This is a genomic window from Cytobacillus luteolus (assembly GCF_017873715.1).
GTDB lineage: Bacteria > Bacillota > Bacilli > Bacillales > Bacillaceae_L > Bacillus_BV > Bacillus_BV luteola.
The window spans coordinates 587202-601172 of sequence record NZ_JAGGKM010000002.1 but is presented as its reverse complement, the minus strand read 5'-3'; the positions used below and the strand labels follow the sequence as shown (position 1 = coordinate 601172).

Annotated in this window: 14 protein-coding genes; 11 read left to right on the top strand and 3 right to left on the bottom strand. The window is 35.8% G+C overall.

Annotated features, from left to right (window positions below; genetic code table 11):
- The first annotated feature begins 259 nt into the window (after positions 1-259).
- The 4 genes from J2Z26_RS07865 (at position 260) to J2Z26_RS07850 (ending at position 4564) form a co-directional block, all read left to right on the top strand.
- Entirely contained in the window at positions 260-1444 is a 1185-nt protein-coding gene (locus J2Z26_RS07865; protein ID WP_193537158.1) for a sulfite reductase subunit alpha, read from the top strand.
- 127 nt (positions 1445-1571) lie between these two features.
- Complete coding sequence (gene ligD / locus J2Z26_RS07860; protein WP_193537156.1) at positions 1572-2525, top strand: non-homologous end-joining DNA ligase; 954 nt, start codon at positions 1572-1574, stop codon at positions 2523-2525.
- Positions 2526-2682: 157 nt separating this feature from the next.
- Positions 2683-3732, top strand: a complete 1050-nt coding sequence (locus J2Z26_RS07855; protein ID WP_193537154.1) for an ATP synthase beta subunit C-terminal domain-containing protein — start codon at positions 2683-2685, stop codon at positions 3730-3732.
- Between the two features lie 10 nt (positions 3733-3742).
- Positions 3743-4564 carry an alpha/beta fold hydrolase gene (locus J2Z26_RS07850; protein WP_193537152.1) on the top strand — a complete coding sequence of 274 codons (822 nt, stop codon included), beginning with the start codon at positions 3743-3745 and terminating at the stop codon, positions 4562-4564.
- Positions 4565-4603: 39 nt separating this feature from the next.
- On the opposite strand, the gene J2Z26_RS07845 is transcribed toward J2Z26_RS07850, so the two are convergent.
- On the bottom strand, positions 4604-5683 hold the full coding sequence (locus J2Z26_RS07845; RefSeq protein WP_193537150.1) for a M42 family metallopeptidase: 1080 nt from the start codon (positions 5681-5683) through the stop codon (positions 4604-4606).
- Between the two features lie 156 nt (positions 5684-5839).
- Here J2Z26_RS07845 and J2Z26_RS07840 point away from each other — a divergent pair, with 156 nt between their 5' ends.
- Entirely contained in the window at positions 5840-6010 is a 171-nt protein-coding gene (locus J2Z26_RS07840) for a hypothetical protein (protein ID WP_193537148.1), read from the top strand.
- Positions 6011-6030: 20 nt separating this feature from the next.
- Here J2Z26_RS07840 and J2Z26_RS07835 read toward each other — a convergent pair whose 3' ends face one another.
- Together J2Z26_RS07835 and J2Z26_RS07830 are read right to left on the bottom strand one after the other, a co-directional pair.
- Positions 6031-6210, bottom strand: a complete 180-nt coding sequence (locus tag J2Z26_RS07835; protein WP_193537146.1) for a small, acid-soluble spore protein, H family — start codon at positions 6208-6210, stop codon at positions 6031-6033.
- 71 nt (positions 6211-6281) lie between these two features.
- Positions 6282-6581 (bottom strand): hypothetical protein, encoded by a 300-nt coding sequence (locus tag J2Z26_RS07830; RefSeq protein WP_193537144.1) that lies wholly within the window; start codon positions 6579-6581, stop codon positions 6282-6284.
- 221 nt (positions 6582-6802) lie between these two features.
- On the opposite strand from J2Z26_RS07830, the gene J2Z26_RS07825 reads away from it, so the two are divergent.
- From J2Z26_RS07825 to J2Z26_RS07800, 6 genes are all read left to right on the top strand, one after another.
- Complete coding sequence (locus J2Z26_RS07825) at positions 6803-8344, top strand: sensor domain-containing diguanylate cyclase (RefSeq protein WP_193537142.1); 1542 nt, start codon at positions 6803-6805, stop codon at positions 8342-8344.
- A 95-nt stretch (positions 8345-8439) separates the two neighbouring features.
- A complete protein-coding gene (locus J2Z26_RS07820; RefSeq protein ID WP_193537140.1) occupies positions 8440-8640 on the top strand; it encodes a hypothetical protein in 201 nt (66 codons plus the stop codon).
- A gap of 510 nt (positions 8641-9150) precedes the next feature.
- Positions 9151-10425, top strand: coding sequence for an ATP-binding protein (locus tag J2Z26_RS07815; protein WP_227413729.1), 1275 nt, complete (start codon positions 9151-9153; stop codon positions 10423-10425).
- A gap of 188 nt (positions 10426-10613) precedes the next feature.
- Entirely contained in the window at positions 10614-11564 is a 951-nt protein-coding gene (locus J2Z26_RS07810; RefSeq protein WP_193537138.1) for an AAA family ATPase, read from the top strand.
- A complete protein-coding gene (locus tag J2Z26_RS07805) occupies positions 11564-12754 on the top strand; it encodes a DUF58 domain-containing protein (protein ID WP_193537135.1) in 1191 nt (396 codons plus the stop codon). The genes J2Z26_RS07810 and J2Z26_RS07805 overlap by 1 nt, the downstream gene beginning before the upstream one ends.
- Positions 12744-13961, top strand: a complete 1218-nt coding sequence (locus J2Z26_RS07800) for a cation:proton antiporter family protein (RefSeq protein ID WP_193537133.1) — start codon at positions 12744-12746, stop codon at positions 13959-13961. The genes J2Z26_RS07805 and J2Z26_RS07800 overlap by 11 nt, the downstream gene beginning before the upstream one ends.
- Positions 13962-13971: the final 10 nt, after the last annotated feature.

The window sequence follows — 13971 nt, the reverse complement described above, 5'->3', positions numbered from 1 at the left end:
CCCTTCTTAAGGGACTTTGCCTTTTTTGGTAAGTAAAATGCTATGATTAATTTTCGTGAAATCTCCCAATAGTAATGATATAGTTGTTAACTTTGTGAAAAAATGTACGAATTCCTAACAAAGCCGTGCAGTTATTGACGAAATATTCTATAATAGTAAAGAAGAGGATGCTGTGATTTTGAAAGTGTGAAAAAAAGCACACCTAATTTACTCATCCTATGCTATCCTCTCTATATACAACTTTGATGAGGTGAAGAATATGCAACCTACCGTAGTAGAAAATTTAGAACATAAAAAGGAAGAGAAAAAAGTGCCAACATATTCTAGAACGAATCCATTTCAAGCGAAGGTTCTCGAAAATATAAATTTAAATGGTGCTGGTTCAAGTAAAGAAACAAGACATATTGAGTTGTCGTTAAAAGGGTCCGATCTGTCATATATTCCCGGAGATTGTCTTGGAATTATCCCTGAAAATGATCCAGAACTAGTTGCTACCCTACTTGAAGAAATGAACTGGAACCCAGAAACAACTGTAACCATTAATAAACAAGGTGAGACACTTCCGCTTAAGGAAGCGTTAACAACTTACTTTGAAATTACGTTATTAACTAAAAAAATCATGCAGCAGGCAGCTGAATTAACAGACAATGCAGACCTGAAGAATCTTGCTGCAATCGAAAATGCAGACCAATTGAAAGAGTATATTGATGGTCGTGACTTACTTGATATGTTACGTGATTTTGGTCCTTGGAATGCATCTTCAGAGGAAATTGTGGCTCTTTTAAGAAAAATGCCACCACGTCTATATTCGATAGCAAGTAGCTTTGTGGCTAATCCTGATGAAGTTCATTTAACAATCGGTGCGGTTCGTTATAATGCTCATGGTCGTGATCGTAAAGGAGTTTGTTCAGTTCAATGTGCTGAACGTGTTGGAGAAGGTGAAACGTTACCTGTTTTTATTCAACAAAACAAACACTTTAACTTACCTGAGTCTTTAGAGACAGACATCATTATGGTTGGACCGGGGACAGGCATCGCACCATTCCGTTCATTTATTCAAGAACGTGCAGTAAATGGTACAACAGGTAAAACGTGGTTATTCTTTGGTGATCAACGTTCTGCAACAGACTTCTTATACCAAGAAGAATTAACTAAATACCAAGAAAACGGTGTATTAACAAAATTAGATGCTGCTTTTTCTCGTGACACAGAAGAAAAAGTTTATGTACAGCATAAAATGGCTGAGAATAGCAAAGAGTTATTTGAATGGCTACAAAATGGTGCCTACTTCTATGTATGTGGAGATAAGCAATACATGGCGAAAGATGTTCATAATACACTTATCGAGATTATCGCAAAAGAAGGATCAATGTCTCAAGAAGACGCTGAAGCCTATTTAAATGACATGCAAAAACAGAAGCGTTACCAACGTGATGTATATTAATAATAACTAAGATAGTGACTTTTATTTCCGTGATACACGGTCATAAAGGTCACTCTTTTTTTACATATTCTCATATAAATTCTTCAGTGGTAGAAACTATATCTACAAGAGTTGTAGGAGTGAGAATATGAAGCCAATTGTTCCAATGGAACCCGTGCGAAGTGAATCCATCCCAGAAGGTCAGGATTGGATTGCTCAGATAAAATGGGATGGGGTCAGAATCCTAACGTACTTCGAAGATAATAAAGTACAGTTATTCAACCGCAAGTTAAACGAAAGAACAAAGCATTTTCCTGAGGTTGCCGATATTACTTCTTATTGTTCAGCAGATTCTGTGATACTTGATGGTGAAATAATTGCACTAAGCGAAGCGGGCACACCCTCTTTCCAAGCGGTTATGAAACGTGATGGATTGAGAAGGTTGGACCGTGTTGGTGAAGCACGGCAGCATACGCCAATAACCTATATGGTATTTGATATTTTGTACTATAACGGAGAATGGATTAACACCAAACCATGGAATAAAAGAATGGAATTATTAGCAAAAATCTTGACTCCGAATGATACGGTTCAACTTGTCCCAAGCATGGAGAACGGTGTTGCCTTATTTGAGGCCATTAAAGAGCATGGAATGGAAGGCATTATTATGAAGCAAATCGATTCACCACATATATTAGGTGGTGCTAAGAAGGATTATTGGTTAAAAGTAAAGAATTATCGTGATATATTCGCAATAATTGGTGGTTTTACGCTACGAGCAGGGACAGTGAACGCAGTGTTGCTAGGGGTATATCATGAGAACAAGTTTGTCTACATTGGTCACACAGGTACCGGCAAGTTATCAAGCCAAGACTGGAAAGACCTTACAACCGTACTTAAACAAATTGAGACAGGGCAATCGCCTTTTGTAAACTTACAAAAGGCATCAGGTACATACTGGGTTGAGCCAAAGATTACGACGAAAATCATGTTTGCTGAATGGACTGAAGGGATGTCATTACGACAACCTAGTATTCAGGCATTCGTAGATGTACCAGAAAGTGAATGTACGCTTTTTCAGGAACAAGACCGAGCGGAGTAAGGAGTCATAATAAGGTAAATTGGGCAAGATCAAAAAGCTCACTAGTATCCCAACTAGTGAGTTTTTTGATAAATTAATTACTTTAAATAGTAATAGTAATTGCCTTTAAGAGTAATTTAGTTTATTATTGTGGTAAATAAGGAAGGAGTTGGAAGTAGTGGACCGTGTAAGACTAAATGTCCCTTTGTTACGAAAAAGAGTACCAAATCTTACAGCAGCTTCGCGCTCAGTTGGCCTTCGACCGGCAACTGTCTCGAATCTTTGCACTGGGAAAATTCCAATTGAGCGTGCGGAAGTTCGAACACTAATTGCCCTCGCAACACTAGCAGAATGTTCATTAGATGACTTAATCCTTAAGGGATATGGAGGAGAGATGATTGAAACGGGTATTAAGGTAGTCGATTTCTTTGCACCCTTAGTGTCTGGAGGAATTAATGGCTTTGTTGCACGTCCTGGTATGGGCCAACTTGTTTTACTCGCTGAGATATTCAAAAGACTAACCGACAAAGAGTATAAGACGGTGTTCTTATTATCACCCAATGCTGACCCAGGAGTAAGTGATGTGATAGAAGTGGCCTCAACTGTCTGTAACAATGTAGAAGAAGTATATAACCATATATTAAAAATAGGAAAGAATCATGAGGTAGCCCTTGCAGCAGATCGTTCACTTGTATTGAATGGTGAATTATACACACTTCATAATCAGTTAGAGAAGAAAGGCATACAACCCATAACGACCTTCTTAGTGGATCCTCGTGGAGATGCAGTTGATGAAGAAGAGCCATATGGTCCCCTAGAATCATTATGGCAATTTGATGCAGACTTAGCCTCACGAAGAATGTATCCTGCGGTCAATCCAATACAGTCTACTTCAGTAATTATTGAAAATTCACAGTTAGAACCTATCCATAACCTCCTACTACAACGTGCGAGAAAATTATTAAGACGTTACCGTGAATTAAGATTTTTAGTTAATGCAGTTGGATTTGAAAAGTTGCCTTCCTTAGATAAGCAAGTGTATTTAAGGGGAGAACGAATAGAGGCTTACCTAACACAACCATTTTTTGTTGCTGAAAGCTTTACAAATAAACCTGGTCAATATGTTAATTTACATGACACAATCAGAGACATCCAACAAATTATTGATGGTGCATTAGATGAAATTGAAGTTAAGGAATTTTCTTATATAGGAAAATTACATCTATAGGAGGTTAAACATGAAAGTATTCGATTCAGGTATTGCAAAAATAAATGAAGCCCCTATTTATTATGAAATTGTAGGGGAAGGGAAACCCTTATTACTGATTCATGGATTGCCGATTGATTCAAGAATGTGGGACAAACAGGTTGAAGAATTATCGGAAAAATATAAAGTTATTCGCTTTGACCTACCTGGTTACGGAAAATCAGGTGCTCATGATAATGACTTTTCATTTGTGGAAGATCTTATGGGGTTACTAGATTATTTAAATATTGAAACTGTCTCAATTATTGGATTATCTGTTGGTGGGCAAATTGGTATTGAATTCTCGTTAGAATATCCGGAAAAAGTAGATTCTCTAGTTTTAGCATCTAATGGAATAATAGGGTGGACTGAATTTTCATCGGAGAGAAAACAGTTTAATGAAAAAATAAATTTATCCTATCAAGAAGAAAATTTAGAAAAAACGATTGAGCTTATGTGCAATGGATGGGTAATAGGACCTAATAGGGATCAAGATATGGTTTCCAAGGATATAGTGAGCCTATTTGCGGAAATGATAAAAGAAACATATGCAAAGGAAAAAGGAAAGGGAAGGATGCTTCTTCCCGAAACGAAGACAATAGAGAGAGTAGAAGAAATTAAGATTCCTACATTGCTAGTTACCTCTGAGTATGATTTTCCTGAATTCCAAAAGATAGCTTTCTATCTACACGAAAAAATAGAAGGATCTAAAATAGAAAATATTTCTGGAACTGCCCACATGTTAAACATGGAAAAACCAAAGGAATTTAACGCAACGGTTTTATGCTTTCTTTCAGGGGTATACTCAATCTAATAAAGAAATGCACACCTTAAGAAAGGTGTGCAGTCTTCATTATTTTATAAAATTCATATCTCTCCAGAACTCAACATCACTAACCATTCGTGTTAGCAGTGTTAGACCTTTCTCAAAGTCATTTAAATCAGCAACCTCTACTGGAGAGTGAGAGTATCTGCGAGCGAAAGTGATTGCTCCTGTAAGGATGCCTTCACGCTCAAGATGAACTGCTGCAGCATCAGTTGTTGCACCAGTCATTACTGCAAGTTGGTAAGGCATGTCCAACTCATCTGCATATTTTAAAATCAATTCTTTCATTTGTGGCGACATAATATTTCCGCGAACAGACCCACCAGCAAGTGCAGGGATAACTGGTCCACGTCCGATTCCAATCGGATATCCACTTGATAGGCTATCAGGGGTATCTGCACAAGGAATTGTATCAAGAACAAGAGCGTAATCAGGGTTTACCTTATGGGAAGCGACTTTTGCCCCACGTAATCCCACTTCTTCCTGGACTGCTATTACACCAACAAGTGTTCCACTAAAGTTACGGTTAGCTAAGGCTTTAAATAGCTCTAAAACAAGAACACAACAGCTTCTGTTATCAATGGCCTTCCCACATATCAAATCTTTATTTGAGAACTGTTCAAGATCACTTATGTACGTAATTTGGTCACCAATTTTTATTCCCATTTCTTTAACATCTGCTTTAGAGGAGGCTCCTACATCGACATACAATTCATATATTGAAGGAGTTTTTTTACGCTCCTCAGGTGTCTGAAGATGCCCAGCTTTGACGCCAATTACACCGAAATGACCGTTTACATTTACTTTTCGACCTACCATTAAGGCTTCAATCATTCCACCAGTTCGTTCTATTTTTATAAAACCTCGTTCATCTATATCTCTTACAACACAGCCAATTTCATCTGAGTGGGCTGAAACCATCACAGTAGGACCAGGCTTATTTCCGTGTAGATATGTATATATATTTCCCATGTGGTCTACTTCAACTCGGTCAGAGTGAGGTGTAAACCACTCCACTAATTTTTTTACGACTAGCATTTCTTGGCCAGGAGCACCTTGAATGCTTGCTAATTCTTTTAATTGCTCAAAGAAAGATTGTTTAAACATGGTTAACCTCCTAAGTAATAATAATAGTTTTAATTTTCGCGCAAATTAACCTGGTTTGCAATTAGAAAGGCATTTGTCTAATTTTCTGATTCTAGGGTTACAATAGTCTGAGCGGGGGATACTAACCACATATGAATAAAAGTGGAGGTGTTCAATTTGGGCAAAAAAGATGAATATCGATTCTTTCCTGGTGAAGTGGTTGAACTTAAGGATGAAGGAGAACTTGTACTTGAAGATAATCGAGGAATTATCGAATTCTCAGAAGAATTGTCTGATGGTGGAGAACGAGATGAGATTATAAAGGAACAACGAAAAAGCTCGAAGTGAGTAACTTCGAGCTTTGTTCTTTACCCCTCAACTAATTCGTTAGCAGGTAATTGCATAAGGTCCTCAGGATTTGTTTCTGGTCTTATGCTTACTGTGTTGTTCGTTTCATCCGTTTCTATCAAACGTACTGCAACACCATTATAAGTTACCCTTATCTCTTCAGGGGATGAAATAATTTGTCTAGCACGGTTTAAATCCATTGAATTCATGTCTCCTTATTATGTATTGGTACTTCCTAATCATTTTTTTCAATAATCATTGTTTTTATGCATTAAATTGCTTCTGCTTCAGAATCTAGGAGAGCTGATTTTATAGTAGAAACTGACAGAATTTGATTCATTATGTCATGGATAAGTTCCTCAGAGTACATAGATTGAACATCTTCAAGTCTTGCTGTTCTCTTGTTATAGACAAGAAGTTCTAGACAGTGCTCTGTGGCTGACTCACTTTTTATTGTCATGGTAAAATCTCTACAATCTTCCGGTTCACTTGCATTCGAAAATGTGGCTTGAATGATAGAATGATTTACTCTATTCGTAATATTTGATATAACTAGATTTGTTATTAACATGCGATCCACCGCCTTATACTCTCATCATTTCCGGTTTTTGCGGAATGTATACAAAGGTGTGGAAAGGGTCGTGTTGTTATTTGTCGAAATGAATCGAAAACTTTTTCATAAAATAACCCAGAAAAGGAATAATTATTTTACGAATTATTGTAAAATTAAGTTTATCATTTATATTATTACCAATTGTTAGGTATAAGTAGATTAGTAGAAGGAGAAATTCAATGAGATTAAAAGCAACTGTAGTGTTTCCCTTCCTTGCGTTTATTCTAAGTATTCTCATTTCGATATTCATCCTACCACAAGTAGAAAATATTCCTGTTTTTATAACGGGAGTAGTCCTGTTTTTAATACTAGTTACAATAATGGCTTCTTTACTTGATAAAAGTCGGTTAAGGGCTTTAAAACTAGAAGGTGAAAATGAATATTTAAAAAAGAGGGAAGAAAACTCTCTAGCAAGTATGTTTGACTCTGTATTAGATCTTGTGTTTCTACTAGAGCTTAAAGATAATAATATCTTTGTATCCTCAGTGAACCGAAGCTTTCTTCGGATAACTGGAATTCCAAAGCAAAGGGTGATTGGAACATTAGCATCAGAGTGGTTTGGAGAAGAGTTAGTTGAGAAGTGTGAAAAAAGCATTCATTCTGGAGCACCAATTGAATATGAATCAACTGTTAGTTTTCCATTAGGCGAAAAACATTTAGAAACAACCATTACTCCGATTAAACATGAGAATGAAGCTACTGTCTCGTTAGTAGTCGTTTCTAAACCAGTCTCAGCTAGGAATCAAACAGTTGAAATGCTTAAGGAAACAGAAAATCACTTTCAATTTATTACAGATAACGCAACTGATATCATTATGAAACTCTCAGCGGATTCAACTTTTCTTTATGTATCTCCTATTATTGAAAAGATACTTGGCGTAAAACCAAAGGATGTTCTTTTTTCAAATAACTCTTATGACTTTATCCACCCTGAAGATCATGAACATTGCTATATAAATCATCAAAAAATGTTGAATTCAGATGAAATTGTTACTTTTACATTTAGAGCAATTCGAAAAGATCATAAGATAATTTGGTTAGAATCCACAGGAAAAAGAATTGTAAGTGAGGAAACAATTGAACTTATTTGTATTACACGAGATATTACTGAACGACAGCTTTTAGAAAATGAGCTGATGAAAGCAAATGAGTTGCTACAAAAAACTAATGAAAAGCTTGAATACTTATCATATATAGATGGGTTAACGAATGTGGGGAATAGAAGGAAGTTTGATATGACTCTTTTATCTAAATGGAAGGAGTATATCAATAAAGACCTCACGCTAGCATTATTAATGTTTGATATTGATTGTTTTAAAGAATTTAATGATACATATGGACACATCAATGGAGATACGTGTTTAAAAACAGTTGCAAAGACGGTGGACAGAATTGCAAATGAATATGGCGCAGAATTGTTCCGTTATGGAGGAGAAGAATTTATTATCCTTCTGCAGGGTGCTACTACGGAAGAAGTAAGCTTATTAGGGAATGATGTTGTGGCTGGGGTAAGGATGAGTGATATTCCTCATGTATCTTCGACTGTCATAAATTGTGTAACAGTCAGTGTTGGAATTGTTTCTACAGACCTTTTAAACAAAGAATCTGATCCTAATGCCTTAATTGATTATGCCGATAAGGCTTTGTACAATGCGAAAAACTCCGGTAAAAATCAAATTATGATTTACCAGGAAAACGTATTAATGAAATCTTTTAAGTGAAAAACATTACAAAAGTTCTATTTTTTTTAAAAAAGTTGAAACTTTCCTTGTTTTCATCCGTCTAATTAACTAGATAGAGGAAAGTGGGGATACACATGGAAAGTAAAAAAGTAAGATTAGAGAATGATTTGTATGAAGCATTTCTGTCAATCTATAAGGATATTGATCAGTTAGCAAGCCTTGTACATATTTCTAACCGACTTCCCAAAAAAGAAGCTGAAATCTTTAAGGTCAAAAGTCACCTTAAACAAAGCGTTAAAGCAATTGAATTTTTAACAACAGAACCACATAACTAAAACGTCTAACTAATTGAGTAGACGTTTTTTTATTTGCACTAAATATGGACCGTTCGTTTTGCTGCTTCACTCAGAAATAAAAAAACGAGCCGAATAGGCTCGTTTACGAAACTTTTTAACGTAACTATGTTATCTAATTACCAATAGCCGCGGTAATCTTCCTGGTAGTTTTACTTCTTAAACAACGAAAGCCCTACCTCTCTTCCGTCCTTACGGCTCCTTAGCCGATCCAGTGTGAATAAGTCTTGCATAAAAACCAACTTAACGGAATTGCCAAGATATATAATAAATTATTAACTGTGCATATTTGTGAGATTCAGTGGTAATACCTTACATGACTAGCTAATTTATTAAATTTATGATAGTTTATTCATTAGTTATATATAGTTACGCTAATGCGAAGAACAACAATAATAAATATTACGCTACTTTTAAGAATTTGTCAACAGAATTCCATTTTTGGGAGATACTATACTAATACAAAATGCTTATATATAAGTAGGTGCAAGTATGAAAAGTAAAAAAATTATGAAAAATATTCCGTTGCTATATTTTGTTTTTAGTTTAGGATGGATATTTTTCTCGGAAATGCTGATTAATCAACTAGAAATAACAGCTAAACTATATGAAATCTTACAAACAGGCAAGGGTTTGTTATTCGTTGGATTTACCACCTTTCTTATCTACATTATTATAAAAAAGCACGAAGCTTTAAAGACATTAGAAGAAAAAGAACAAGAGTTGTCTTCATTGATTAATGCCATGCCGGATTTTGTCTGCTTCAAGGATGGTGAAGGTAGATGGGTGAGGGTAAATCAATTTGGAAAGGATTTATATCATCTAAACCATATAAATTATTACGGGAAAACAGACGCTGAACTCGCAGAAGTATCTCCATTCTTTAAGGATGCTTTTTTATACTGTATTCAAAGTGATAAGGAAGCCTGGCAAATAAATGGCACCTCTCGATGTGAAGAGTCATTCCACGTGCCAAGCGGTGAACTTAAAACGTTTGATGTAATCAAGGTCCCTCTCTTTTTTAGCAATGGAGAGAGAAAAGGTCTAGTAACGATTGGAAGAGATATAACACAACAAAAGAATGCAGAAACTATGCTTTTACAAAAAGAAAAGCTTTCGGTTGTAGGGGAGCTTGCTGCAGGTATTGCGCATGAAATACGTAATCCGCTAACATCTATTAAAGGCTTTGTACAGCTTATGAAGGAGTCTGATAATTCTTCAACTAATCGATATGATATTATCCTTTCGGAATTAGATCGAATCAATCAAATTGTAGGTGAAATGTTGGTCTTATCTAAACCACAAAGTGTGATACATAAGTCTTTTAATATTAATGATATGATTAAATATGTAGTTAATTTAACTTCTCATGAGGCCTTAATGTATAACGTCCAGCTTGAGGTTCGTGATAAGGTTCAAGATACATACATTAAAGGTGACATAAATCAGTTAATCCAAGTCTTTATAAATATCCTTAAAAATTCAATAGATGCTATGCCAAAGGGAGGTCGCATTCTTTTTACGGCAGAAAAGCTGAATGGAAATGTTGAATTTAAAATTGAAGATACAGGGGTAGGAATACCTGAAGAAAGACTTGAAAGAATTGGTGAGCCATTTTTTACGCTTAAAGAGAAAGGCATGGGTTTGGGTCTAACAGTAAGTAATAAGATTATACATGAACATAAAGGTTCCATGGAAATTGAGAGTGAAGTGGGTATTGGAACAACAGTAACAGTGAAAATACCAGTATATCAAGAAGAAAAGTAAACGCTTGGCGAAAGTGCCAAGTGTTTTTTTAGTTTAAGACTGATATAAAAAAATAAATAATGAGCGATGGTTATGTTGATTATGGACTAAGTCTGAAATAATTGAAATGTTAATGAAATATAAGTTGACTAATGGGTTGAATTTTAGGAAAATTAGTATTATTTAAAAATATTAATCTGGGGGCTATTATGGATATTAGAGAGAGTGCAAAACAATTAAAAGAAAGCATTGGTAAAGTCATCATCGGTAAAGATGAGGTAGTAGAACTTTTATTGAATGCAGTTTTGAATAAGGGGCACATTCTGCTAGAAAGTGTTCCGGGAACTGGTAAAACGATGTTGGCAAAAAGTTTTTCTAAAACAATAAGTGGTGAGTTTAAGAGAATTCAATTTACACCGGACGTACTTCCTAGTGACGTAACGGGTATTCAGTTTTTTAATCCGAAAGAACAAGAATTTCAATTACGTCCAGGTCCAGTTATGACAAATATTCTTTTAGCAGATGAAATCAACAGGGCAACACCACGTACTCAATCTAGTTTACTAGAGGTAATGGAAGAACGACAAGTAACGATCGACGGTGAGACATTAAAACTTCCTTCTCCATTTGTGGTTATTGCGACACAAAACCCAATTGAGTCACAGCAAGGGACGTTTGCTTTACCGGAGGCACAAATGGACCGTTTCTTTGTTCAAATTGATATCGGTTATCCAAGTTTTGAAGAAGAAAAACAAATGATGAATGCTTATAGACAAAATAATCCGATTGAGGATTTACTGGAAATTTTCACAAAAGAAGATATAGCAAAAATGCAGCGTGAGGTTCAGGCTGTTAAGCTTTCTGATGATGTTGAGAACTATTTACTACAAATCGTGCATGCAACGAGGGAACATCAAGATGTAGAAGTAGGAGTAAGTCCACGTGGAACACTTGCACTCATGAGAGCGGCTCAAGGTAAAGCTTATATATCTGGACGATCTTTCGTGACACCTGAAGACATTAAATTTATGGCTCCATTTGTGGTAGCACATCGATTAGTCCTTACAATGGAAGGTTCTCTTAAGAAGACAAATCGCCAAGTTATTCAAGAGATTCTAACTTCAGTTTCTGTACCAGTTGAAGCGGGAGCGGTTAATTAATGGAATGGCAAAAGCAAGTTTCTTTAGGAAATGAGTTATCATTTTTGGGGATTATCTCCTTAGTGGTTTTATTTTCTGGTATTCTAGGAAAATCATTTTTCTTGCTTTTTGTGGGGGCATTCTTCCTCGTCTTTATCTATGCAAATCAACTCTATCTAAAGAGGGTAGGAACTCATTTAACTGTTACATGTGACCAGTCAGTGATTAAGCTTTTTCAAGGCGAAAGTGAACGGTTCACACTTGCTTTGAGTCAAAGGGGTATCTTTCCAATTTTTAATGCGACATTACGAGTGACAATTGATAATGTTCTAGAGTTAGATAATGGTAGAGATATTATTGATGGTGAGCAGGTAGAATTGGTCATTCCTATTTCACTATTTAGAAAGCAAAGAGTAGATATTGAACTTCCTTTTGTTGCTAGGAAAAGAGGAGTGGCAAGAATTCGTACAATTGAGATGCGTATCCCTCATTTGTTTGGTTTTGGTGAGTTATATCTAAAAAGAATAAAGCAAATTCCTTTTGAGACAATTGTTTACACAAACCCACATGCTGTAAGTGGGATTGAAAGAATCATTCCAAAGAATCAAGGAGAATATCCTATAAGGCAGTCCTTTTTTGAAGATATGTCGGCGATTACAGGAGCAAGAGACTATAACTCTGCAGACCCTTTTAATCGAATTCATTGGAAAGCTTCTGCCCGAACTGCTCGTTTACAAACAAAGCAATTTGAGAGGACAGCCTTATTTTCTTGGACTTTATTTGTAAATGTTAGGGAAAGAAAATTAGAAGAAATCTTGAGTGGATTAACTTACCTGTTAGAATATGCAACAAAGAAAAATATAGCGTTCGAGCTTTTTGTAAATGTAAGAAGAGCAGGAAAGACACCGTATTTACATATTCCTATGGGAGTTGGTAAAGAGCATCTTCAAAAAGTATTAGAAATCATTGCTCGACTTAGCAAACATAGTGTCACGATTCCTTTTCACAATATGGTATATACAGTAGGGAGAAATAGCCAATTATCTCCGTATGTAATCCTATGTGGTGAGTTCGAACAAAGTGAAGCCATTGTTTTAAATACACTAAAGAAGCGTGGCATTGATTCATTTAAACTGGTTGAGCATGAAGGATTAACTCACTTAACCCGAACCTCCTTTCAAGAAAGGAAGGTCGTAGACTATGCAGGATAGTACCTTTCAACGTGTTTATCAGTATATAATGGAGGTTATCTTTCTCTATATCGTACTAGTACTGTTCTATTTTCATACAACAAGCTTGCCACCTATTCTCCCATTTATCATCATTGTTGCATTTGGAGGATTAGCATATTTATCGCTATTATCGAGACTGAAAAATCGAACACCTTTTTTCGTAGTGATGATTCTAATACCAATTATTGCTTATGTTAGCAGTATGTTTGGTTATGGATTCGGTATGAGTTTAGTTTTGTCAGCTTTTGTTTGTTGGCGTGTAATTGCCTACTACAACCAAGGCTATCGACCTTCAGAATCAACTATATTAGTTGTTACTCTTATTGTTGGTTTCTTAGTTTATCTAGGGTCTGTAGTACAAGGTTATCCATTAAAAAATATTGCACTATACTTAATCATTTCTCAATTGCTATTTTTAATGTTTGGAAAGATGATCAACGGGATTTATATTAGCTCCGTTTCCAACAAGAGCCAGACAGTCGGAAAGCAAACAGGATCAATGGCTGGAATGTTCTTCGGATTAACAGTTGCTGCTGCAGTCATTGCTGTTGGTTTTCCATTGTTATTTAAATTTGTCCTGTCAGGTTTAATGAGCCTTGTTGGTAAAGGAATGTATGCTATTTCGGTCCCTTTATTCAATGCGGTCGACAATGCTGAATTTAGTAGTAATTCACAAGGAGATACTGGAGGAGTAAGTGGATGGGATAAGGCATTAGAGGATAAAGAATTGCAAGCAATTGGTGAATCATTGTTCAATATTTGGACAGTGCTAGGAATTCTTTCAATTATCGTTATTGCTGTCATCGCATTTATGTTGGCTCGAAAACGAATGATTAGGAGTGAAGAGGTTGTTGCAGCAGGTATTCCTTTCTCCATGACCACAGGTAATGCAGGTCTGGCTGAGCAATCTTGGTTTAAGAAAAGAAAAGATGCACCGAGTGAAAAGGTTCGAAGGTTGGTATTAGAACTTGAAACGCATGCTGCCAAGAAAGGTCGTGGGCGATTTGGCTATGAAACAGTTGAAGAATGGTTATCGCGTGAAAGATTTTTAGATAGAAACCTTGTTTCAGCCTACGAAAAGGTTAGGTATGGAGAAGAACAATTATCTGAGATTGAAAATGCACAATGTGATGACATTGTAAAACAACTAAAGAGTCAAATGCGTGATCTAAAAAAAGATAAATAATAAGACATTG

Excerpts from the sequence above, each read along its gene's own strand:
- J2Z26_RS07865 (WP_193537158.1), top strand. The coding sequence starts at position 260 with ATGCAACCTACCGTAGTAGAAAATTTAGAACATAAAAAGGAAGAGAAA.
- ligD (WP_193537156.1), top strand. The coding sequence starts at position 1,572 with ATGAAGCCAATTGTTCCAATGGAACCCGTGCGAAGTGAATCCATCCCA.
- J2Z26_RS07850 (WP_193537152.1), top strand. The coding sequence starts at position 3,743 with ATGAAAGTATTCGATTCAGGTATTGCAAAAATAAATGAAGCCCCTATT.
- J2Z26_RS07845 (WP_193537150.1), bottom strand. The coding sequence starts at position 5,683 with ATGTTTAAACAATCTTTCTTTGAGCAATTAAAAGAATTAGCAAGCATT.
- J2Z26_RS07835 (WP_193537146.1), bottom strand. The coding sequence starts at position 6,210 with ATGGATTTAAACCGTGCTAGACAAATTATTTCATCCCCTGAAGAGATA.
- J2Z26_RS07830 (WP_193537144.1), bottom strand. The coding sequence starts at position 6,581 with ATGTTAATAACAAATCTAGTTATATCAAATATTACGAATAGAGTAAAT.
- J2Z26_RS07825 (WP_193537142.1), top strand. The coding sequence starts at position 6,803 with ATGAGATTAAAAGCAACTGTAGTGTTTCCCTTCCTTGCGTTTATTCTA.
- J2Z26_RS07820 (WP_193537140.1), top strand. The coding sequence starts at position 8,440 with ATGGAAAGTAAAAAAGTAAGATTAGAGAATGATTTGTATGAAGCATTT.
- J2Z26_RS07815 (WP_227413729.1), top strand. The coding sequence starts at position 9,151 with ATGAAAAGTAAAAAAATTATGAAAAATATTCCGTTGCTATATTTTGTT.
- J2Z26_RS07810 (WP_193537138.1), top strand. The coding sequence starts at position 10,614 with ATGGATATTAGAGAGAGTGCAAAACAATTAAAAGAAAGCATTGGTAAA.
- J2Z26_RS07805 (WP_193537135.1), top strand. The coding sequence starts at position 11,564 with ATGGAATGGCAAAAGCAAGTTTCTTTAGGAAATGAGTTATCATTTTTG.
- J2Z26_RS07800 (WP_193537133.1), top strand. The coding sequence starts at position 12,744 with ATGCAGGATAGTACCTTTCAACGTGTTTATCAGTATATAATGGAGGTT.